General features: G+C 32.8%; 22 protein-coding genes and 1 tRNA gene. 15 read left to right on the forward strand and 8 right to left on the reverse strand.

What is annotated here, in order from left to right:
- The first annotated feature begins 90 nt into the window (after nucleotides 1–90).
- The 6 genes from umuD to HPY79_01545 all read left to right on the forward strand — a co-directional run bounded on the left by umuD (nucleotide 91) and on the right by HPY79_01545 (nucleotide 5,190).
- The gene (gene umuD / locus HPY79_01520) at nucleotides 91–537 is read left to right on the forward strand and encodes a translesion error-prone DNA polymerase V autoproteolytic subunit (protein ID NSW44496.1); all 447 of its coding nucleotides are present in this window, start codon (nucleotides 91–93) and stop codon (nucleotides 535–537) included.
- A 1-nt stretch (nucleotide 538) separates the two neighbouring features.
- Complete coding sequence (locus HPY79_01525; protein NSW44497.1) at nucleotides 539–1,801, forward strand: Y-family DNA polymerase; 1,263 nt, start codon at nucleotides 539–541, stop codon at nucleotides 1,799–1,801.
- 91 nt (nucleotides 1,802–1,892) lie between these two features.
- Nucleotides 1,893–2,330, forward strand: a complete 438-nt coding sequence (locus HPY79_01530; GenBank protein NSW44498.1) for a DUF2061 domain-containing protein — start codon at nucleotides 1,893–1,895, stop codon at nucleotides 2,328–2,330.
- 24 nt (nucleotides 2,331–2,354) lie between these two features.
- Complete coding sequence (cysC, locus tag HPY79_01535; GenBank protein NSW44499.1) at nucleotides 2,355–2,951, forward strand: adenylyl-sulfate kinase; 597 nt, start codon at nucleotides 2,355–2,357, stop codon at nucleotides 2,949–2,951.
- A 6-nt stretch (nucleotides 2,952–2,957) separates the two neighbouring features.
- Nucleotides 2,958–3,863 (forward strand): sulfate adenylyltransferase subunit CysD, encoded by a 906-nt coding sequence (gene cysD / locus HPY79_01540; GenBank protein NSW44500.1) that lies wholly within the window; start codon nucleotides 2,958–2,960, stop codon nucleotides 3,861–3,863.
- An 85-nt stretch (nucleotides 3,864–3,948) separates the two neighbouring features.
- Complete coding sequence (locus HPY79_01545) at nucleotides 3,949–5,190, forward strand: GTP-binding protein (GenBank protein NSW44501.1); 1,242 nt, start codon at nucleotides 3,949–3,951, stop codon at nucleotides 5,188–5,190.
- Between the two features lie 79 nt (nucleotides 5,191–5,269).
- Here the strand turns inward: HPY79_01545 and HPY79_01550 are convergent, their stop codons facing one another.
- The 3 genes from HPY79_01550 to HPY79_01560 are packed head-to-tail and all read right to left on the reverse strand — an operon-like array spanning nucleotide 5,270 to nucleotide 6,866.
- On the reverse strand, nucleotides 5,270–5,938 hold the full coding sequence (locus HPY79_01550; protein NSW44502.1) for a hypothetical protein: 669 nt from the start codon (nucleotides 5,936–5,938) through the stop codon (nucleotides 5,270–5,272).
- Between the two features lie 14 nt (nucleotides 5,939–5,952).
- A complete protein-coding gene (locus HPY79_01555) occupies nucleotides 5,953–6,528 on the reverse strand; it encodes a DUF502 domain-containing protein (protein ID NSW44503.1) in 576 nt (191 codons plus the stop codon).
- The gene (locus tag HPY79_01560; protein ID NSW44504.1) at nucleotides 6,513–6,866 is read right to left on the reverse strand and encodes an MmcQ/YjbR family DNA-binding protein; all 354 of its coding nucleotides are present in this window, start codon (nucleotides 6,864–6,866) and stop codon (nucleotides 6,513–6,515) included. The genes HPY79_01555 and HPY79_01560 overlap by 16 nt, the downstream gene beginning before the upstream one ends.
- Before the next feature lie 121 nt (nucleotides 6,867–6,987).
- Here HPY79_01560 and HPY79_01565 point away from each other — a divergent pair, with 121 nt between their 5' ends.
- Nucleotides 6,988–9,738 carry a T9SS type A sorting domain-containing protein gene (locus tag HPY79_01565; GenBank protein ID NSW44505.1) on the forward strand — a complete coding sequence of 917 codons (2,751 nt, stop codon included), beginning with the start codon at nucleotides 6,988–6,990 and terminating at the stop codon, nucleotides 9,736–9,738.
- Nucleotides 9,739–9,852: 114 nt separating this feature from the next.
- Here the strand turns inward: HPY79_01565 and cysQ are convergent, their stop codons facing one another.
- The 5 genes from cysQ to HPY79_01590 all read right to left on the reverse strand — a co-directional run bounded on the left by cysQ (nucleotide 9,853) and on the right by HPY79_01590 (nucleotide 14,098).
- On the reverse strand, nucleotides 9,853–10,650 hold the full coding sequence (gene cysQ, locus HPY79_01570) for a 3'(2'),5'-bisphosphate nucleotidase CysQ (protein NSW44506.1): 798 nt from the start codon (nucleotides 10,648–10,650) through the stop codon (nucleotides 9,853–9,855).
- Between the two features lie 25 nt (nucleotides 10,651–10,675).
- A tRNA-Arg gene (locus tag HPY79_01575) sits at nucleotides 10,676–10,748 on the reverse strand.
- 45 nt (nucleotides 10,749–10,793) lie between these two features.
- Nucleotides 10,794–11,975 (reverse strand): SpoIIE family protein phosphatase, encoded by a 1,182-nt coding sequence (locus HPY79_01580; protein NSW44507.1) that lies wholly within the window; start codon nucleotides 11,973–11,975, stop codon nucleotides 10,794–10,796.
- Nucleotides 11,972–13,831, reverse strand: coding sequence for a 4Fe-4S binding protein (locus tag HPY79_01585; GenBank protein ID NSW44508.1), 1,860 nt, complete (start codon nucleotides 13,829–13,831; stop codon nucleotides 11,972–11,974). Before HPY79_01585 ends, HPY79_01580 begins: the two co-directional genes overlap by 4 nt.
- A 3-nt stretch (nucleotides 13,832–13,834) precedes the next feature.
- A complete protein-coding gene (locus HPY79_01590; protein ID NSW44509.1) occupies nucleotides 13,835–14,098 on the reverse strand; it encodes a (2Fe-2S) ferredoxin domain-containing protein in 264 nt (87 codons plus the stop codon).
- A 132-nt stretch (nucleotides 14,099–14,230) separates the two neighbouring features.
- Here HPY79_01590 and HPY79_01595 point away from each other — a divergent pair, with 132 nt between their 5' ends.
- From HPY79_01595 to HPY79_01630, 8 genes are all read left to right on the forward strand, one after another.
- Complete coding sequence (locus HPY79_01595) at nucleotides 14,231–14,683, forward strand: NAD(P)H-dependent oxidoreductase subunit E (GenBank protein ID NSW44510.1); 453 nt, start codon at nucleotides 14,231–14,233, stop codon at nucleotides 14,681–14,683.
- 1 nt (nucleotide 14,684) lies between these two features.
- Nucleotides 14,685–16,601 carry a 4Fe-4S binding protein gene (locus HPY79_01600; GenBank protein NSW44511.1) on the forward strand — a complete coding sequence of 639 codons (1,917 nt, stop codon included), beginning with the start codon at nucleotides 14,685–14,687 and terminating at the stop codon, nucleotides 16,599–16,601.
- A 67-nt stretch (nucleotides 16,602–16,668) separates the two neighbouring features.
- On the forward strand, nucleotides 16,669–18,333 hold the full coding sequence (locus tag HPY79_01605; protein ID NSW44512.1) for a (2Fe-2S)-binding protein: 1,665 nt from the start codon (nucleotides 16,669–16,671) through the stop codon (nucleotides 18,331–18,333).
- The gene (locus tag HPY79_01610; protein ID NSW44513.1) at nucleotides 18,330–20,312 is read left to right on the forward strand and encodes a 4Fe-4S binding protein; all 1,983 of its coding nucleotides are present in this window, start codon (nucleotides 18,330–18,332) and stop codon (nucleotides 20,310–20,312) included. The genes HPY79_01605 and HPY79_01610 overlap by 4 nt, the downstream gene beginning before the upstream one ends.
- Before the next feature lie 3 nt (nucleotides 20,313–20,315).
- Nucleotides 20,316–20,693: a response regulator gene (locus HPY79_01615; protein ID NSW44514.1), complete on the forward strand. Its 378-nt coding sequence runs from the start codon at nucleotides 20,316–20,318 to the stop codon at nucleotides 20,691–20,693.
- Between the two features lie 2 nt (nucleotides 20,694–20,695).
- Nucleotides 20,696–21,826 (forward strand): hybrid sensor histidine kinase/response regulator, encoded by a 1,131-nt coding sequence (locus HPY79_01620; protein ID NSW44515.1) that lies wholly within the window; start codon nucleotides 20,696–20,698, stop codon nucleotides 21,824–21,826.
- Complete coding sequence (locus tag HPY79_01625; protein ID NSW44516.1) at nucleotides 21,819–22,436, forward strand: redox-sensing transcriptional repressor Rex; 618 nt, start codon at nucleotides 21,819–21,821, stop codon at nucleotides 22,434–22,436. The genes HPY79_01620 and HPY79_01625 overlap by 8 nt, the downstream gene beginning before the upstream one ends.
- Nucleotides 22,437–22,440: 4 nt before the next feature.
- Nucleotides 22,441–23,337, forward strand: a complete 897-nt coding sequence (locus HPY79_01630) for an FAD synthetase family protein (GenBank protein NSW44517.1) — start codon at nucleotides 22,441–22,443, stop codon at nucleotides 23,335–23,337.

Raw genomic sequence — 23,337 nt, forward strand, 5'->3', positions numbered from 1 at the left:
GTGTCGATAGCAAGAACTTTATTATTTTTCAGAACGTTTCATTTCATTGATATTGAAAATATATTAACTTGCAATCAAAATCAAAAGACTATGCGTGTAAAAAAGTTAGCAGAAAATAAGACACTTACTTTTTATTCGTCCGATATTCATACAACTCTCGAAGTTCCTATGATTGAAACAATTAAAGCAGGATTTCCTTCGCCAGCCGATGATTTTATAGAAGTACCACTCGATCTAAATAAAGCTTTGATTAAAAATCCATCTGCTACTTTTTTTGCAAGAGTGTCGGGCAATTCTATGGAAGATGCAAATATTTCTGATGGAGATTTACTCATTATAGATAGAAGTATTATTCCACAAGATGGTAAAATTGCCGTTTGTTTTATAGATGGAGAATTTACGGTAAAGCGATTACAATTTAAAGGTGATGAATGTTTTCTTCTACCGGCAAATGAAAAATATAAACCTATTAAGGTAAGCAAAGAAAATGAATTTATTATTTGGGGTATTGTAACACATGTTATTAAAGCGATGTAACATGTTTGCTTTGATTGATTGCAATAACTTTTATGTTTCGTGCGAACGAATTTTTCGTCCAGATTTAAACGGTAAACCCGTTGTGGTTTTGTCGAATAACGATGGATGTGTTATTTCGCGGAGCAACGAAGCAAAGGCATTGGGGTTACCCATGGGGGCTCCTATTTTTGAATATCGCGAGATGTTCGAAAAATATAATATTCAGTATTTTTCGGCTAACTTTTCACTTTATGGCGATATTAGTAGAAGAATAATGACACTATTATCTGAGTTTTGCCCCGATATTGAAGTTTATAGCATAGACGAAGCATTTCTCGATTTCTCTAAAATGTTACAAATGGACGATTATAAGAAACTTGGAATAAAAATAAAGGATTATATTTATAGATGTACAGGAATACCGGTTAGTATTGGCTTTGCGTCAACCAAAGTGTTATCCAAAATAGCCAACAGGGTTGCTAAAAAATATCCAACACAAACGTTGGGTGTACATGTAATTGATAGCGATGAGAAAAAAATTAAAGCACTTAAATGGATTGATGTAGAAGATATTTGGGGTATCGGAAGGCAATATAGTAGAAAACTCAAAGCAATAAATGTTGTAAAAGGCTACGACTTTATTCAAGTTCCCGATGGTTGGATTAAAAAAAACATGTCTGTCGTAGGTTTAAGATTAAAAAAAGAATTATTGGGTGAATCGTGCTTAAAACTAGAAGATATTAAAGATAAACAAAATATTTCTGTAAGCCGATCGTTTCAAAATGAATTATATAAAAAATCCGATTTGCAAGAACGAATCGCTGCTTTTGCTGCAAAATGTGCAGAAAAACTCCGGAAACAACATAGTGTTTGTGGTACAGTGCTTGTATATATACATAGCAATTTTTTTAAAAAAGAAAAACTACCTTTTTACCGACAAATATTCTTTAAGTTACCATTCAAAACAAATTCTAGTATCGAAATTGTAAAGTATTGTAAACTGGCTTTAGAAAAAATATATTCACCCGAATATGGCATAAAAAAAGCCGGAGTTGTTTTAAGTGATATAAGTCCCGATAAAGTAATAGACTTGAATTTGTTTGAGCAACGCAAAAAAGAACACGAACAACTTATGAAAACCATAGATCAATTAAACTTAAAAATGGGAGAATTTACTATTCATCTTGCATCGCACGAAAAATCTCTTAAATATAAAACATTACAGCAACATTTGTCACCACGTTATACCACACAATGGTCCGATATACTTAAAGTAAAAGTCTGAAAAAGAATGAATTATTAATAATGAAAAAAAAATTATCTATAAAGTCTATAAAGTATATAGATTATATATAAAAAATGTTTACTTTTGCAACATGATTTATGATAGTCCGATAAGAAGCCTTGTAAAGGGAATTAGTTGGCGATTATTTGCTAGTATTGATACTTTTATTTTAGCATTCATTCTTACGAGTAATGTTTTAATAGCTGCTCCTATTGCGTTTTCTGAAATATTGACAAAGTTATTTTTATATTTTTTACATGAACGTATATGGAATGTAACTTCGTGGGGACGAAAAGACGATAAACCCACTCCCATTCGAAGTTTGGTTAAAAGTATAAGTTGGCGAATATGGGGAACAATAGATACCACCTTGTTGAGTTTTTTTATTTCGGGTAATATGCATTTTGCATTGACAATTGGTATTTTTGAGGTATTTACCAAAATTTTATTTTTCTTTGTACACGAAAGAATTTGGGCACAAATAAAATGGGGCCGAAACGTTTTAAATACAACCAATAGTAAATATTAACCTGCAAGCTTATAAATACCAAATATGACAAATAATATAGTGCCAATATTCGATAAAATGCTTAATCGTGAACAGAAACAATTTCTTTTACATCAAAAATCTCTTTGTATATGGTTTACAGGGCTGTCGGGCAGTGGTAAATCTACACTTGCATTGGCTTTAGAAAATTTCTTATTTAAACAGGGCTATAAAACAGCTTTACTCGATGGAGATAATGTACGACATGGCATAAACAACGATTTAGGATTTTCTGAAAAAGATAGAATCGAAAACATTCGCCGAATAGCTGAGATTAATAAGTTGTTTATTCAAAATGGAATTATTACTATTAACACTTTTGTAAGTCCCACCAATACTATACGACGTATGGCAAAAGAAATTATTGGGTCTAACGATTTTTATTTGATATATACTAAAGCAAGCATAGAAACATGCGAAAATCGCGATGTTAAAGGTCTATATCAAAAAGCTCGTCAAGGCGAGATTCAAAACTTTACAGGTATTTCAAGCGTTTTTGAGGAACCTATAGATGCCAGTTTAGTTGTGGATACCGATAGTCAAACTGAATTAGAATGTTTGAATACAATAATTGAACATATTTTACCAAAAATTAAATTGTAATTACTTATGATATATCAGCGAATGACTCATTTGCGTGAATTAGAAAACGAAGCTATTTATGTTATACGTGAGGCAGCTGCACAGTTTGAACGACCTGCAATGCTTTTTTCGGGAGGTAAGGACAGCATTGTTATGTTTCATCTTGCTCGAAAGGCATTTTGGCCGTCAAAAGTTCCTTTCCCTTTATTACATATCGATACAGGGCATAATTTTATCGAAACTCTTGAGTTTAGAGACGAATTGATGAAAAAAACAGGAGCAACCTGTATTGTTCGTTATGTTCAAGATACCATAGACCAAGGAAAAGTTATAGAAGAAAAAGGCTATAATGCAAGTCGAAATGTTTTGCAAACAGTAACATTGCTCGATGCTATTGAAGAATTTAAATTCGACTGTGCTTTTGGTGGTGGACGTCGAGACGAAGAAAAAGCACGTGCTAAAGAACGCTTTTTTTCACATCGCGATGAATTTGGGCAATGGGATCCAAAAAACCAACGTCCCGAACTTTGGAATATTTTTAACGGCAAGAAAAAAATGGGCGAACATTTTCGTGTATTCCCACTTAGTAATTGGACAGAACTCGATGTTTGGCTTTATATTTTATTGGAAAAAATTGAAATACCATCTATTTATTTTTCTCATGAACGCGAAGTATTTAATCGCGATGGCGTATGGCTAGCAACGGCTCCTTTTATGTTGATGAAACCAAACGAAAAAGCCGAAATAAAACGGGTGCGTTGTCGCACTATTGGCGACATAACATGTACGGGACTTGTTTTATCCGAAGCCAATACGGTTGAAGATATTGTGGCAGAAATAGCAGCTACACGCGTTACCGAACGTGGGGGACGTTATGACGATAGACGAAGCGATACGGCTATGGAAGATCGTAAAAAAGAAGGATATTTCTAATTTTTATATGAAAAAATCGATAAATAAACTATAAACTAAATATAGCAAACAAAATATGAACGAACTCGTAAACGGATATTTAAATATGGAGTTGCTTCGCTTTACTACAGCAGGAAGTGTTGACGATGGTAAGAGCACGCTTATTGGACGATTGTTATACGACAGTAAAGCAATATTCGAAGATCAGTTAAAGGCATTAGAAAAAGCAAGTTTATTAAAAGGAGAAGAAAGCATAAATTTAGCATTACTAACGGATGGCTTAAAAGCCGAACGCGAACAAGGTATTACTATCGATGTTGCTTATCGTTATTTTGCCACACCAAAACGAAAATTTATTATTGCCGATACACCAGGACATATTCAATATACACGCAACATGGTAACGGGAGCATCTACAGCAAATTTAGCCTTAATTTTAGTGGATGCTCGCAATGGTGTTGTTGAGCAAACTATACGACATGCATTTATCGCTAGTTTATTGCAGATACCGCATATAGTGGTGTGTATTAATAAAATGGACTTGGTGGGATATAGCGAACAACGCTATCAGGAGATTACACAACAATTTTTACAAATGGCAACTAAACTCGATGTTAAAGATATTCGTTTTATTCCCATTAGTGCTTTAAAAGGTGATAATATTGTAAACAGAAGTAAGGCAATGAACTGGTACGAAGGTCCAACATTAATGTGGTTGTTAGAAACGATTTACATAAGTAGCGATACAAATTACATCGATGCTCGTTTCCCAGTACAGTACATTATACGCCCTCAATCAGAACAATTTCATGATTATCGTGGTTATGCCGGACGCGTAGCAAGTGGAATTTTTCGTAAAGGAGACAAAGTGAAAGTATTGCCAGGTGGTTTTAGCTCAGAGATTCAAAGTATTGATACATTCGAACAAAGCCACGACGTCGCTTACGCTATGCAATCGATAAGTATTACACTTAAAGATGATATAGATATTAGTCGTGGTGATATGATTGTAAAGGAAAATAATTTACCCAATGTCTCACAAGACATAGAAATGATGTTTTGTTGGTTTAACGAGCGTCCTATGCAAATGCGTGGTAAATATTTATTACGTCATACTACAAACGAAGTAAAATGTATTGTGAACGATGTGCGATATAAAATAGATATGCACGATTTGCACCGTGTAGAAAATGATAAGTTAATTCAAATGAACGATATTGGACGAGTTTCGTTGCGACTACAAAAACCTATTTTTTATGATTCATACAGAAAAAATAGAGTTACAGGAAGTGTTATTTTAATTGATGAAAATACTAACGAAACAGTTGCTGCAGGGATGATTATTTAATAAAATAAAAGCAAATTTGTAATGATTTTCAATATTATATTTTTGAAAATAAAAAATCATAAATAGATATAATACCCTTTTATTCTACTTTATTTTTAAGTTTTATAATTTCATCAAGCTTGGCTTTTTCTGTATCGACTTCTTTTTGTTTTGATGCTTGGTCGTCGAGGTTTTTCTTAATGTCTTCTTCTGCTTTTTTTATTTTTTCTTTATAGTTTTCGATGTCTTTTTCGAGCTTTTCTTTATCTTTTTTTAAGTTTTCCATCTCTTTTGTACGTTTATCAAAAACTTTTTGTTGATCGTTTATTTTATTATCAATGCCTTCGAGCGTAGTTTGTTTGGCGAAATTTTTAACTATTTTTTCCATAGTGTTGAATTGAGCACTATGGTCGCTTGAATTCATAAAGGCTCCACCTAAATCTACGGCTACCAAAAATTCAATTTCATTTTCATTTTTAGGTATGCATTTAGCATAAACATCAATCGTATTGTTTGAAATATCTTTAATAAGTACATTATCGGCAAAGATTTCTTTTTTAGAAGATATTTTACCGTCATATGATTTCATTAGTTTTTCCCACGATTTTTCGATGGCATCGGTAGTGGTTTCATAAATGGCAACACTTAAACACGAGTGTGAGCCATTACCAATATTCTCTTTTGATTCACGAACTTTTATCGTGTGTTGAGCATAAGTAATTGTAATTAGAATCAAAGAACTGCAAATGATGGACATAAATTTTTTCATAATGATCATAATTTTTAATCGTTTTCATTAAATGTTTTGATAGCTCCCCCTGAAAGTATAAATTTCATAGCAATCGAAGAAGGAATATCTAAAGGGATTACATTTTCTGATGGTACAATATAGAGCTCACCTGAGAATGCGTATGAGTGAGGAAAATAAACACTTACATATTTTTTTTCAATGCCAAGTTCTGTTAAATCAGACTGAGTAATAAAGCCAATTTTGTTAATATCTGATTGAATGTTTATTTTAACTAAAACCGGACGATTAAATTTTCTTTCTTTTCCGACAATCGCAGCAAAAAATTCTTTAAGAGGATTGTATAAGTCGCGAATAACGGGCATGTGCGAAATAATGTTATTAAAAAATGAAATAATTGGTTGAGCTAGAAAAGAATTGGCTAAAAATCCTAAAAATGTTAGTCCAACTAACATAATTATGATGCCTATACCTGGAAAAGAAAAATGAAAAAAATCGAGAAAAATGTTATCAATAAATATAACAATTTTGTATATAATAAAAGTAGTTACAAAAATTGGAGCAATGTAAAATAATCCTTGTAAAAAGTATCCAGTTAATTTATTCCACATAGCTCTTGATATTTTTTAGGTAAAGACTTTACTACTAATCGATACGAATTCAATATCATTTCACAAATAAAATGATCATTTAAATGACAATCTAAATAAACGGTATTCCAATGTTTTTTATTCATGTGATAACCCGGAATAATCGCATCATAAGTGAATCTATATTTTTCAGCTAATTCAGGATCGCATTTTAAGTTAATGGTATTTCCTGAATTTAAATCTAATATGGCAAATATTTTTCCAAATACTTTAAAAACAAGTGTTTCTTCGTCAAAAGGGAAGGTCTCTTCTGCAAAAGGTAATGATAAACAATATTGATATACAGCTTCAATGTTCATAATAGTGATTTCAAAGATAATAAAAAATCTGCATTTTTTATTTTTGTAAAATAAAAATTATCTATATATTGCAAGCAATAATTTGAACGTAAAAATATATTAAAAACTTAATATTAATTATATGAAAAACAGGTGGTTAACTTTTTCTGCATGGATTTTAATGGTGTTCATTTTGAACACATCTATAGATGCTCAAAGAAGCTTAAGCAATAATGCTATTTTTACAAAAAGCGATAAAACGAACATGGAATGGATAGAAATGGGACCTTCTAACCAAGGTGGTCGAACAAGAGCCATGTTAATAGATAAAGACAATCCAAATTTATTATATGCAGGGGCAATTGCAGGTGGATTATGGAAATCAACATTAGGTGGGAGTTCGTGGACAAAAGTAGCCAACACTGATAATTTAGATAATATTGCTATTAGTTGCTTATATCAAAGTCCTAACGGTGATTTATATTTTGGCACCGGCGAATATTTTGGTCTTCCAAATAATTTAGGTTTACAAGGTAAAGGGATCTGGAAATCGACCGATAATGGTAGCACGTGGAATTATTTAAACTCTACTAATGATGAGGCATTTAAGTATGTTACCAAAATAACAGGAACAGCCAACAAACTTTATGTAGCAACATATAAAGGCTTACGTATTTCTACTGATGGTGGTCAAACATGGAGCAATCCTATTCCCAATACTGATTCAAATTTTGATCAACCAGCAACCGATGTAGAAGTTTCAAGTGACGGTTCCTTAGTTGTTGCTTCTATAAACAATAAAGCTTATGTATGCAATACTGGCGATGATAATTTTGTGTTAAAATCAGATGCTAATAATATTCCAACTGATGTAATTCGACTTGAGTTTGCTATTGCACCCACAAATATTAATCATGTTTATTGTTTGGCTGTTAATAACGAAGGTAAACTTAAGAATATTTATGAGTCGGTTGATAAAGGTAATACATGGATGGCTATTTTAGACAATGTAACTAGTCAATTTCAGCCTTTTGGTACATCAAAAAATCAACAAGGTAAATATCATTGTGCTTTAGCTGTTTCGCCTACAAATGATTCTATTATTTACATAGGTGGAGTTGATTTATATCGTTATCATCCCAATACTTCTTTTGAGCAATTAACGGTATATGCACTTCCTACTTATAGTTCTTCTTATGTTCATCAAAATATTTTCGATATCAAATTTAGCCCCAATTACGCTACCGATAATACTATTTATGTGGCTACTGATGGTGGACTTTTTAAATCAACTACAAATGGAACCACTTGGGCTGGAATTAATAAAAATTTAAATATTGGTTTCTTTAATAGTATGGGTTTATATCCTAATAATCAGGTTATTGGTGGTACTCAACACAATGGCTTTTTATATAACAATTTAATGGGAACTACTTCATACGATTTTCAAAAATTATTAAATGGTGTCTGTGGAAATATAGAAGTATCTAGCTTTAATCCAGAATGCATGATAGCAACTACTACTTATGGTACTTTATACAGAACTTCAGACGGAGGGACCGACATTACTAACACAGGTGTGTCAGACTCTATTTTAAGCCAGAATCTTGGAACTTATAAAGAACCATTTTTAGCCCCATTGCGTGTATTCGAAAACTTTTATGATACCAATAGTGTTCAAATGCTCGAAATAATTGCCGGTAAAGACCTACATATAGGCGATACGGTTTTTGCTACCAATGGATTTGGAAAAAATATTTATCATATTGTATCGGCAGCCGATTTAAATGGTAATACTGTTATACCTAAAGGAGATACTCTTTATACAAAAGATACTTATACTTCATTAGTTGCCCTTGGTTTAAATAATAGAGTTTGGATTTCGTGGGAAGCCTTGAACCCTTCAAAAATTCCACCTGCATGGTATCCTGCTACCTATAGTTCTAGTATTAAACGTGTTCAGACACTTGAATTTTCGAACGATGGTGATAATATTTACTTTGCTGACTATGATAGTGCTACTGCAGTTAGTAAAGTTTATCGCTTATCTAATATTCAGGCAGCACGTACAAGAGCATTAGCAAATTGTTCACTTTCTACATGTGTTGTTACACGTCAATTATTGGGAACATTTAATGGAAAAGTAAGTGCTATTGCTGTTGATCCTCAAAACAAAAACAATCTTATTGTTGTTCTTTCTGATTATAATACTAATCCTCATATTTATTATTCTACTGTAGCTGCTACTACAACCGACGACACAACCTCGCATAATTTTGTTGAAAAACAAGGCAATCTTGAAGCTATGCCTGTTTATACTGCTATTATTTTATGGAACAACAGCCAACAGGTTATTTTAGGAACTGAAAAAGGTATATATGTTACTGAAGACATAACAGCAACTTCACCTTCGTGGGTTGAACAGAATAATGGAATGGCAAAAGTTCCAGTAGCTCAACTACGTCAGCAATTGCATCGCAATGGATGGTTGCCTGTTAATGGTTTATTGGGCAATGGTATCCAAACGGGTATCGAAAATCATGGAGTAATATATGCAGCAACTAAAGGACGTGGTATTTTCCGTTGCGAAACATTCAGAGGCCCTGTTAGTGTTCCCGAAAATACATATATTGAAAATAACTCCATATTAAATATTTATCCCAATCCTGCTGTTGAGTATGTAACGGTATCGTTTAACCAAAGTCAGAAATCAAATGTAGAAATAAATATTATGACTCTTAATGGACAAAATGTTTACACGAAGCAAGTTAAAAATGCCAATAAGGGTGAACAAAATATTGAATTGCCTATTGCTAGTTTAGCCTCTGGCGTATATATGGTAACCGTTAAAAATGCCGATGGTAAGTACATCGGAAAACTTATTAAGAAATAATTTTTAGGATATAAACCTTTTAAAAAAAAGAGGCTGTCTATTATTAGGTAGCCTCTTTTTATTTTAAACGCTCACAAAAATTATTACTAATATTTTGAGATAAAATAATAATTGTTAAAGTTTTATATGGTTTTGTATGGCAATAAAATTAGGATTTTCTAAATTTTCTTTATTATATTTAATTTCTTGTAAAGTTTCTATATCGTATATATTGGCTTTAGCATATTTTAAAATGGCATGACCAGCAGCAGTGTCCCATTCCATAGTCCGTCCAAATCGAGGATAAAGGTGTGCGAGACCTTCGGCAACTTTACACATCTTGATTGAGCTTCCGGCTACAATTGTTTCCATTTTAGGATGTTCAGTTTTTAAGGCCTCAATAAAGGCTTGAGTTTGTTCGTTTGCATGGCTTCGACTAATAGCTATTTTTAGAGGGTTTTTAGTTGTTGAAGTTGGTAATGATACAATCGACGTTTCGTCTATTTGATGATTGTGAACTTTTGCTTTATACGAACCAAGTTCTTTTGTCGCAAAATATAGATCGCCGCTAACAGGGCTATATATAACTCCTATTATAGGCTCTTGATTTTCGATTAGTGCTATATTAACAGTAAATTCTCCATTTTTATTGATAAATTCTTTTGTCCCATCGAGTGGATCGACAATCCAACAGAAATTCCAATTTTTACGAGCATTGTAATCTTTGTTTTCAAGCTCTTCGCTAATAATAGGTAAGTTAGATTCTTTTAATATTTGAATAATGGTTGCTTGCGATTGTTGATCGGCTATGGTTACAGGTGAAGAGTCGGATTTTATAGTTATATCATAAGGATTTTGATAATACAATAAAATTGTTTTTCCTGCTTTGATCGCTGCTTTAATAGCAAGCATCAGGTTGTCGTTATAGTTCATTAAAAGTTAGTAATTAAAAAAAAAGTGACTCCGGAGGGACTCGAACCCTCAACCCTCAGAACCGGAATCTGATATTCTATCCATTGAACTACGGAGCCAAAATACAAAATTACATCATTTTTTTCTATAATAGAACAAAGACTCTATATATATTCTAAAGTTACTGTTTTTAACCATTTTTCTTCTAATTCATTGGCAATTTGACGTATGACGGTACGTCGTATTTCAATATCTATTGGCAAATTAGGATCTTGGTGTGCTTCGTTAATTTTAGTTCCAATAATAAAATGAATATAATCGCTATCGAGCAACATTTTAACAATTAAATTAGCAGGTCCTTTTAAAAATAAATATTCTTGTTTAAAATGTTTAAGCAAGTCTAAGACTTTGGTAAGTGTTAAAATGCCTTCAGTTATTAAATCCACTCCGGGCATATATGAAACGGGTGGGAGGTCGGGATCGATCATATCGAATGTGTCTGTAATGGTTTGTTTTAGTTCGCGTGCAAAAATATCGGCAGTAGTTGCTCCGCAAATTATTTTTTTGCCTTCAAAATTTAATAGTTTTTGTGCATATGTTTTATCATTTTGTTTATCGAATGGAGGACCTGTGCATATAAGCAATGAGCGAGGCTCTCTAAAATAAACAACACAAGCCGAAGTGTCGTCGCCAGGCATAAATGAGTCGTGTTTTACTGCTTTTTTTACTATTTTGTCAGCTAGTTCTTCAGATGATATGGTTGGATTTTTTTGAATATTAGCAGCAATATAATTTTCGATATTATCTATGCCCCATCCAAAAGGCATTTCGTTTGTTCCCATTCCTGCTTGTACAACACCATCGCTCATAAAAATAATTCTATCTTCTTTTTGTGATTGGAAGGTACAAGTAAGAATTTCTTTACCTTTGAATTTATCGTTATTTAGCCACATGCATTGCCAACCTACGTCGAGTACTTTATGTCCTCTAAAAACGAGGGTTTTAGGGTTATCATATTCCACAATATGAACAGTTCCATCTGATTCAATATCGACAATGGTAAATGTAGCATAACTCATTTTTCGCACGCTACAGACTGGAAGGGTGTTTAATAGAATTTCGGCTATTTTGTAATGATCGCGATGATTTTTAGTAAAACTCATAGCCATAGTAGCCGTAAGTGTCGCTAAAATGTTTGCTTTAACGCCATGTCCCATGCCGTCCGAAAGGACTAAAATTGCTCGCTTTTCTTCTTTTATGCGTTGACTAAGAAAAACATCGCCACAAATGCGTTGATTATGTTTATATTGTTGCCTGCAAAAAACATCTATGTAAAAACGGTTCATTTTTTACCAGTTTTATAAGACTGAATAACAGAATAAAGCATTTGTTCGGTAGCAGCAGCTTCTTCGCCTAATAAAAATCCTATTTTTTGAACCATTTGCAGATTTCTGTCGATAACTTCGTTTAAGCGATTGATAACTTCTTCGTCGCGAATTTCAGGTGTAAATAAATCGCGCAATACTGCACCAACAATTTTGTTTTTCTTTATCGAAAAAATAGTGAGATTAATAAGTTTATCGTTAAATTGTATGTCTTTGTTAGTAATGGGTTCGTCGTTTTCGAGAACGTATGAAAAGAATTGAACTAAATTGGGAGGTAATAAAGTTTTTAAATCGGCACCTGTGAGTTCAGGTATAATTTCGCTTATTTCAATGGCATCTTTTCCGAGCAATGTAATAAAACTTTGATTGCTGCGGATTATTTTAAGGTTGAAATCGACAATTACTACTGCTGCTGGAAGTTTTTGTAGCGTAGCATTGAGTATTTCCATTGCTTGTTGAGCTTGCTCTTTGTCTTTTGTAATTTGTTCCTGAGTTTTTTTTATTTCTTCGTGCGATTTTTGCATTTCTTCGATTTTCTTTTGAAGGCTGGTAATATAACGATTTCTGTTGTCGAGCGAATTATGAAGGCACATATCGCTTTTGGCTAGTCCTGCAGCCACATAAGTTGCAAAATCTTTACACGATTTATAACCACAAACTTGGCAGCCTTTGTCGTAATTATCTTCGTGTTTTTTTAATATTTTGAGTGTTTGCAATATTTTTTCTTCAGAAATATTTAGTCGCTGATCGTTTTCTTCAAATATTGTTTTTATAGCCAACGATTTATATTTATTAACATCCTCTTGCCAATTTTTAAGTTTTATAGCTTGAGCGCGTTTTTTTGTGTATTCTGATACGAGAGTCGTTTTTTGTAAAATATCTTCATTGCGACTCATACCTGGACCATTAAGGCAACCTTTACAATAAAACAAGTTTAAATGTTTTTGAACTTGAACGATTTTATTCGAAAACTCTTCTAAAGCATTAATAACATTATTTTTATCTGAAAACGTAATAATTTCACTATTAATATTGCTTTGGTCGAGGTCGGTTAGTTCAATCCATCCGTTGGGAATGGGAAATAAGCTTCCCATTCTGCTTTGTGGACCATCAAAGTCGCTGTATTCTAATTGTGCTTCGTTTATGTTAAGTTGAGAAAATAATTCTCTTAATTCTTGAAAAGTTAGTACACAGTTGATATGTTCTTCTGCATGGGGTTTAAAAAAGGCTTTTTTAGTTGCTGTACACGACGTTATAAAAATTATTTCTGTATCTTGCCCCAATTGTTTGCGAGCAATTTTTGCCATAATTTGCGATGGCGTAAGAATGGGAATTAAATTCGAAATTAGTTCCGGAAAGTATTTACAAATAATATCATTAATTACCGGACAAGCAGAAGTTATATAATGTTTGCCTTTAAAATCGCGAATAATTTGTTGATATTGAATAGACATTAAGTCAACTCCAAACGAAACGTCAAAAATATATTTACCGCCAATTTGTCTGAGCATTTGTGCAAATTTACGATAATCGCTAATGTCTGGAAATTCGGCAGCAATTGCAGGGTCAATAAGTATAACATTGTGTTCTTTTTTCAAAATTTGCATGGCTGTTGGAATCCAATGTTGGTATTGAATGGCTTCGGTAGGACAAGAAGGAACACAGCTGCCACAATTAACACATCGATTATCGACAATGCGTGCAAAACTTTGACTGGTTTTTACTTCTATTGCTTTAACAGGACAGGTTCTAACACAAGAATAGCATAAGATACACTTTGAAGCATCGATGTCATAGATTGCTTTTGTGTTTTCCATATTTTACTTTATTTTAAGTTGAGGATAGTGAGTTTTTAAATATTCAATGACTTCATGAAGTGAATGAAATGTTTTTAATGTGTCATCTATTTTACAAAAAGGACCATCTTTACATTCACCAAAACAGCGTGTGCCTTTAAAATCGATAATATGTTCTAGATGATTTTGATGAAGGTATTCATTTATTTCTTTTACTAAATATTTATTCCCTCGTGCAAAACAAGAACTACCTAAGCAAATATTTATTTTTATCTTTTCAATCGACATGTGAATAAAAATTTTTTCAAAGGTAAATAAAGTTTCGTTAAAAAGTTGTTTAAAAACATTTGTTAAAAAAATAACATTGTTTGTGTGTTCACAAAAAAGTATTAAATTTGCCGTATCTATAAATCAATTAAAATGAGCACATTTTCTGATATTTTATCTTCATATTCTTCTAATAATTATACGCAAATATTGGCTGTTTTTCAGTCTTTGCAGCAACAAAATGGTTATATTACCCATGCAGATATTATTCAGGTTTCGCAATATTTTAATTTAGCCAGCGAAGAAGTTTATAGTCTTTTGTCGTTTTATCCTCAATTTCGTTTTAAACCCAAAGGTAAATATCATATTGAAGTTTGTAAGCAATCGGTATGTAGAATGCATAAAAACGATGAAATTGTTTTTTTTATTCAGAATATAATTGGTATAGAACCGGGAGAAATAAGTAGCGATGCTTTGTTTAGTTTCGATTTTGGTTTGTGTACAGGCATTTGTAAGCCACATATACGTATAAACGATGATATTTTTATTTTTCAATCGCTTGATGAATTAAAGAAAATTCTTGAACAATATATTAAACTTCGTTAAGATGACACTTGTTTCTACTATAAGCGAAATTATAGATAAAGTTATAAATAATGATTTTTCATTTAAATGGAAACAACATTTGTTATTCGAAAGTGTAAATAAACCGACTTGCTTTATTTCTGTTACTTCTGCATGTCCAGTTCATACTATTCTTGGAATAAAAAGCGAAATTCAACGTTATGCTAATGAACGACATATAGAAATTGAGGTATATGAAACGGGGTCGATAGGTATTCTTTCTTTTGAACCGGTTTTGGCTATTCAGTTGCCGGGCAAAGCAAGACTTTTTTATGCAGAAATAAATGCCGAAGATATATTTGCTTTGTTAGAAGCAGTTTTTTCTTCGTGGGTTCAACATGTTCATTTAATAGGTCAATTAGTATTTGAAGGAAGTGAGCCTTGGGCGGGTGTGCAAGTTTTATCTGAAAAATCATGGTTTTGTTTTCCAACGCGTTTTATTACCGAAGCTTGCGGTTTTGTTTTGCCCGATTCGTTACGATCTGCATTAGCATGTAATCGTTGGACTACTTTCTTAACTTCACTTCGAAACATGTCGCCTGGCGATATCGTTTTAACCATAATTGAAAGCGAATTGAAAGGGCGGAGTGGTAGTGGTTTTAATACAGGAAAAAAGTGGAAGCTTGCATCTGAAAGAAAAACGGAACAATGTTACCTTATTTGCAACGCATTTGAGAGTAATCCGGCATCGGCAATTGGTAGATTATTATTAGAAAGCGACCCACATTTAGTACTCGAATCAATAGCCATTAGTGCTTATGCAAACCAATGCAATAAAGCTTATTTAGTTGTTCCTTATTATTATTCATTGGCTATAAAGCGTATTCAAAAAGCTTTGGATGATGCCTATGAAAATGGATTATTAGGATTTGATATACAAAAAAGTGGTTTTTCGTTAGATATTATATTGTTTGTCGCTCCCGGTTCATATATCATGGGCGAAGAAACGGCTATTATTCAAGCTATAGAAGGCAAAAAGGCAATGCCCATAGAAAAACCACCCTATCCAATACAAAAAGGGTTATTTGGAAAACCTACCATTATTAACAATATCGAAACGCTTTGCCATGTAACTTATATTGTACGATATGGTGTTCAATGGTTTAAGTCGTATGGTAATTCGCATGGTTATGGTACAAAATTGTTTTCTGTTTCAGGTGCAAACGTATTAAGGGGTGTTTTTGAACTGCCGTTAGGTACCAGTATGAAAGATATTTATGAGCTTACAAAATGGTCTGATAACGATTCTGTTAAAGCAATACACATAGGAGGTCCTATCGGTCGCATTTTTAGTCATACTTCATTAAATGAAATGAATTGCAATTACGCCGATTCTATGCAGAATTCATTTTTAGGTGATGGAACGATTTTGTTTTTAGACAATTCGAACTGTATGGTCGATTATGTTAAAAACGAAATACAATTTATTTGTAGCGAAAGTTGTGGCAAATGCTTACCATGTCGCGAAGGGAGTAAAAAAATTGAAGACATTTTAAATTTGTTAACCCATCGCCCTGAAAACGAAAAAAATAAAGAAACGCTTGAGCGTATAAAACAAGTAATGCAATTAAACGAATTAGCTACTACTATAGCTGAAACTTCATTGTGTGGATTAGGTAAGCACTTTCCGCTTTTAGTCAGCGATTTAATACAACATTTTAAAGAAGAACTTGAAGAACATTTGTATGAACGACATTGTAGAGCTGGAGTTTGTAAAAATTTGCGACGTTATTATATAAATGTCGAAAAATGCATTGGATGCCATGTTTGTTTTAATCGTTGTCCTCAGAATGCAATTGTTGGCGTTATTCAACATCCGCATTTTATTATACAAGAAAAATGCAATTCATGTGGAATTTGTTATGGAGCGTGCAAGTTTAGTGCTATAGAAATTAAATAAAAACAAAGTATGTTAAAAGTTTATAATAGTTTTAGCAGGTTTTTAAAGCCTAATAAAAAATGATAACATGAGAAATAATTCTACAATATCAATTACTATAAATGGGATAAAAGTTAAAGCATCGAATGGGGATATATTATTAAATGTTTTAAACGAAAATGGCATTAAAATACCTACACTTTGTCACTTAAAAGGGCATATCCCACAATATCCATGTCGTATTTGTCTTGTGTATAACGAAATAGATCAGACGTATATTCCTTCGTGTAGTACTATAGTTAGCAATGGCATGAGTATTCTAACTCATACACCGAGTTTAATTAAAAAACGGCAACAAATATTAGAAATGTTGTTGAGTAGCCATCCCGATGATTGTTTATATTGTGTAAAAAATGATGCATGCCATTTACGTATGTTGGCGAGCGAACTTAGTATTGACCAGCGGCGATTTTATGTAAAAAACATTAAACAAAATAATGATAAATCATCGGCTGCTATTGTTCGCGAATATGCCAAATGTGTTTTATGTGGTAAGTGTATAGAAATATGTAATCAGCAACAGTGCCATATCTTGCAATTCAACTACAAAGGTATAGAATCGAGGGTAGAGCCTGTATTGGGTAAATTATTAAACCAATCGAATTGTGTTTATTGTGGTCAGTGTATAATGGTTTGTCCTACTGCCTCGCTTTACGAAAAAGAAAATATTTCAGCTTATTATACTTCACTTGATACTGTTAATAACAGTACTTTTGCTATAATTTCGCCGTTATTAGAATTCGATTTCTCTATCAATTTATTGAATAAATCGCCTCGGGTAAGAGAAAATCAGGCTATTTCTATTATTAAAAATTCTGGAGCTAATAAAATTTTTAACCTCAATGCCGGAATAGATTTATATTTAAACGAATTGCTCCATGAATTCATTAAAACTAAAAATAAAGGGAATACTTTAATCTCTGGTTTCTGTCCATCAGCAGAGTGGTATTTAAAAAAAATGTCATTACCAGACCATTATAAGATTTCAAAAATTCAAAAACCCATACAAATTCTTCAACAATTGCTTTTAACGATTTTTCCTAATCAAATATTTCAAATTCATAGTTTCACTACTTGTTTAGCCGAAAAGCAACTTTTTTCGAATCAGGTTTTAAAAAATAAAGCGTTTGCATATACTGTTCGAGAGTTATTAAAAATAAAAAATGCCACAAGTACATCGTCTATTCGCAACAACTTTAAAACCGATGAGCCTTTTCATTTATATAGTGGATTGTCATTTTTGCCTTTTATTCCAGGTGGTTTGAGTGAAGCATTGGCTCGTATGATATACCAAATAAAAACACAAAAAGATTTAGAAAAAGATAAATTAGAAAGCTTTAGAAATATTGAACAATTTTCGATTCAAACTATTGTAATTGAAAAACAAACTTATATTTTTGGAATTATAAATGGCATTGGCAATGTTAAAAAGGCTTTAGAAAATTGGAAAGATAAATCAATTGATTTCATAGAAATATTAGCCTGCCCTAATGGTTGTGTTATGGGTGGAGGTTCTTCTTTTGAGCACATGCAGAATTTCGATTTAAAGTCTTTTGAAAAGCAGTGGTACGAAAATGTAGAACGAGCACTTATACGCTATCCTCAACGTAATTTGCAGCTCATGTCTATGTTGGAGGAGGCTAAGAATAAAACAAATGGAGAAAAAAATTTATTAATAAACGAAGACGAATGAATAAAAATACAAACCATAAACTGGTATATACCATAAAAGAGCGTTGTAGGGTTTGCTATACTTGTGTAAGAGAATGCCCTGCCAAAGCTATTCGCATCAATAATGGACAAGCCGAAGTTATACATGAACGTTGTATTGGTTGTGGAAATTGTATTAAAGTTTGTAGTCAAAATGCCAAGACATTTGTACGAAATGATGCCGATGTTTTGGAGCTTTTAAATGGCTCTAATCAAGTTTTTGCTCTTTTAGCTCCAAGCTTTCCAGTTGAGTTTTGCGAAGTTGATAATTATAAAAAAGTACTCGGAGCAATTAAAAAACTTGGTTTTTCTAAAATTATAGAAGTCGCATTTGGGGCTGAACTGGTTGCTCGTAAATACAAAGAATTATATCAAAATGAAAATTCGTTTTATATTACATCCGATTGTCCGGCTGTTACTTTTTTTGTACGCCAATATTATCCGGAGTTAACGGTTAATTTAGCTCCTATTGTTTCGCCCATGGTTGCTACTGCTAGAGCAGTAAAAAAATATTACGGACAAGATGTGAAGTTGGTTTTTATTGGTCCTTGTATATCTAAAAAAGTGGAGAGCAACGAAGTAGATGTAGCAATAACCTATAAAGAGCTACGTAGCTTGTTTAATCAAAAACACATTGTCGAAGACGAATGTCCAGAATCTGATTTTGATTATCCAAAAGCATATAAAGCAACTGTTTTTCCTATAAATTTTGGACTATCGCAAACGATGGGACGTTATTATGACTTGTTCGAAAATAAATTTTTAGTTGCTCAAGGAAAAGAAGACATGCAGCAGGCTATAAAATGGTTTTCGGACGAAAGTCACGAAAAAAAGAATCTTGAATTATTGTGTTGCGAAGGTTGTATTATGGGACCTGGCATTACCAATCCTATTGTTAGTAAATTTGTAAAACAAAATTTACTTATAAGCTATGCACGTCAAAGGTTAAACGAAACGACTACCGAAGAGTTTGAGCAAACGATACAAGCTTTTAGCGGCATAGATTTATCCACGAAATTTACTCCACAAGATAGAAGAATTGCTATCCCATCGTACGATGAAATAGATAAGGTTTTAAGAAAAATGGAAAAAAAAACAGCATCCGATATGCTTAATTGTGGAGCGTGTGGTTATGCAACCTGTATCGATCATGCCATTGCCATTATTGAAGGAATTGCCGAAACAGAAATGTGCTTACCCTATACCATTGAGAGTCTGCATAAATCAGTAAAAGATTTAGCACTTACCAACGATAAGCTTAGTTCGGCACAAATAGCCTTGCGACAAGCCGAAAAGCTTGCACACATGGGACAACTGTCGGCAGGTATCGCTCACGAATTGAATAACCCCCTTGGTGTTATTATTATGTATTGTAATTTGTTGCTCGAAGAGTGTCCACCCGACTCTCCTATGCGTAAAGACCTTGAATTAATAGTAGAACAAGGGAACCGATGCAAAAAAATTGTTAGCGGATTATTAAATTTTGCTCGAAGAAATCAAGTGAATGCCACTGAAACAGATTTGTATGCATTAACCGAAAAAGCCTTAGAAGCAGTTCTTATACCCGATTTTATTAAAACGAATATTCAAGCAGACAGAAAACCAATGTTGGCAATAATTGATGCGGATCAAATATTGCAAGTATTAATTAATCTTATTAGAAATGCAGCCGATGCTATAACTCATAAATCTGGCATTATTGATATTTTTTTAACAGAAGAACCCAATTATTTTGTTATTAAAGTTAAAGACAATGGAACAGGTATTGCCGAAGAAAATAAAGCAAAACTTTTTGAACCCTTTTTTACAACTAAACCCATTGGGGTTGGAAATGGTTTGGGCTTGCCAATTGTTTATGGAATTGTTAAAATGCATAAAGGTATTATCGAAGTAGAAACCAACGATGATGTTAAAAAAGGACCAACAGGAACAACATTTATTGTAAAACTACCTAAAAATTAAAATATGGCAACAATACTATTAGTGGACGACGATTACGACTTTTTATATCAGTCGAAAATCTGGTTTTCGCAAGCTAATTTTAAAGTAATAACATGCAATGCTAGCACTGAAGCAGCTAAGATTATAGAACAAATAAAACCCGATATAGCACTCATCGATTTAATGATGGAAACTCACGATGCTGGATTTGTTTTGGCACGAAAAATAAAACAGCTCTATCCCAATTTGCCCGTTATTATGCTAACAGCTGTTAGTTCAGAGTTAGGAATTTCGTTCGATACCAACGATCATAATTCAAAAAATTGGCTTCATGTTGATGCTATTATTGATAAAGGGAAAGATTTTAAATATATACAAAAAATTATTGAACAATATATTTAGTTATGGAAGTACTTAAAATTTTAGTTATAGACGATGAAGTCGGAATACGTAGTGGGGTCAATAGAATATTGAACAACTATAAAGTTAATTTTCCTTTTTTAGATGACGAAATTGTATTTGAAGTAAAAGAAGCAGCTTCGGGCGAGGAAGGTATTGAAATTATCAATGCCGATAATCCTCAGGTTATTTTGCTTGATAATAAGCTGCCAGGAATGCAAGGATTAGAAGTGCTTGAATATATTCAAAGAGAGAAAATAGATGCCTTAGTAGTAATGATAACCAGTTATGCTTCGTTAGAAGTAGCTGTGCAGGCAACACGAAAAGGTGCTTACGATTTTATTCCAAAACCTTTTACACCACAAGAACTTAGAACAACTATGGAAACTGTTGCTCGTCATGTCTTTTTAAGAGGTTTAACAAAACAATTAAACACTCAAGGAAAAGTGGTTCGTTTCAGGTTCTTATCCGTATTATCGCATGAACTTAAAACCCCTCTTAATATTATTGAAGGTTATTTAAAAATGATGAAAGAACGACAAGCAGGCAACGATCTTAGTGCATACGAAGAAGTAATTGATCGTTCTTTGTTTCGCATACAAAATATGCGGAATTTAATTTTTGACTTACTCGATTTAACCCGTATTGAAACAGGACAAAAAGAGCGAAAATTATTGCCTGTTAATTTAGCTAAAATAGCAGCTTTATCTATCGATACTTTTACACCTTTAGCCATTCAAAAATCGGTAAAGATCATATACGAAGGTCCATCAGAAGTGTTTTTAGATGCTATGGAAGAAGAAATTGAAATTGTATTCAATAATCTTCTTTCTAATGCCATAAAATACAATAAAAACGAAGGAGAGGTACGATTAATTATTGAGCCTAAAGTAGATCATATTATCGTTATGGTTAAAGATACTGGTATTGGCATGAACGAGGAGGAGGTAAAACGCGTTTTTGAGGAGTTTGTTAGAATTAAAAATGCAAAAACACAAAATATTTCGGGAAGCGGATTAGGGCTTTCCATTGTTAAAAAAATATGTGAATATTATAATGCTGAAATTAAAGTAAGTAGCAAAGAAAATCAAGGTACAACGATAATTATTAAATTTAATAAAACCAAATATGAATAATATTCCTGAAAAAACAGTAGAAAGACTTAGTTTGTATCGAAGAGTACTAATAGATGTTTTACCTACGCAAGATTACATATATTCTCATGAATTAGCATCATTGCTTCATTTAACACCTGTACAAGTTAGACGCGATTTAATGTTAATTGGTTATAATGGTACTTTACGCAAAGGATATAATATTCAAGACCTTTTGCAACGCTTATCTGATATTTTAGATAGCAATACTCCCACCCATATTTGTATTGTAGGCATGGGAAATCTTGGTAGAGCTATCACAGGATATTTTAATGGTCGTCGATCGAAACTTAGAATTGTTGCTGCTTTTGATAACGATGTTACAAAAACTAACCGAATTATTAGTGGAATTCAATGCTATTCATCGAACGAAATGTACCAAGTTATAAAAAAAGAAAATATTAGTATTGGTATTATAACTACACCACCAGAAGTTGCAGCAACGGTATGCGAACAATTAGTAGCTTCTGGAATTAAAGGAATTATGAATTATACACCGGCACGTTTAAAAGTTCCCGAATCGGTGTTTTTAGAAGAATATGATATGATAACCTCACTCGAAAAACTGGCTTTTTATATTTATCACGCATAGCAAAATGAATGTTTATCATAGCTTTGATGATTTTATTGAGATAAAGAATCCAGTAGTAACTACCGGTAGTTTCGATGGAGTTCATCTGGGGCATAAAAGTATTATTCAGCGTTTGAATCATATAGCGAGGCAGATTGACGGAGAATCGGTTCTGATTACGTTTCATCCGCATCCGCGAAAGGTGCTTTATCCCGATACGGTTGGCAAAGAGCTGTTTCTTATTTATTCGCAAGAAGAAAAGATTTTAGCACTCGAAAAAGCCGGATTGCAACATTTATTTATTATTGAATTTACAAAAGATTTTGCTCAAACATCTTCCATCGATTATGCACGAAAAATTTTACATCAAAAACTAAAAGCCAAAGTGGTAGTAGTAGGATTTAATCACAATTTTGGACACAACCGCGAAGGTAATTACCAAATGCTTTTCGAACTTGGACAAGCGTTAGGCTTTTGGGTAGAACAGTTGCCCGCCTTAGAAATTGAGCACGAATCGGTAAGCAGTACCCGCATACGCAAAGCCATTATGAACGGCGAAATTCAAAAAGCCAATGCTTGCCTCGATGACAACTATTTATTGATTGGGAAAATTGAAAAAATAAATGATTTCTACCATATTGCTGTTGAAGAAGATTGCAAATTGCTACCTCCATGCGGTATATATGCAGTAAAAGTATCATTACGTCATCAACAAGAAAAAGCTCTTGCCATCATCGAGAAATTCGAAAACAATCAAAACAGAACGTTAAAATTACTCACCGGCAAAGAATTGCAATGGCTGAATGAAAAGGCAGTTGTGCTTTTTTATAAAGAACTATCTATCTGGAGCGAAAATACGCCTCAACCCGATTTATTGGAGCTATACGAAATATTGAATAAAATTGAAGAATGGATATATTAA

The sequence above is a fragment of the Bacteroidales bacterium genome (assembly GCA_013314715.1).
In the GTDB taxonomy this organism is placed as follows: domain Bacteria; phylum Bacteroidota; class Bacteroidia; order Bacteroidales; family GWA2-32-17; genus Ch61.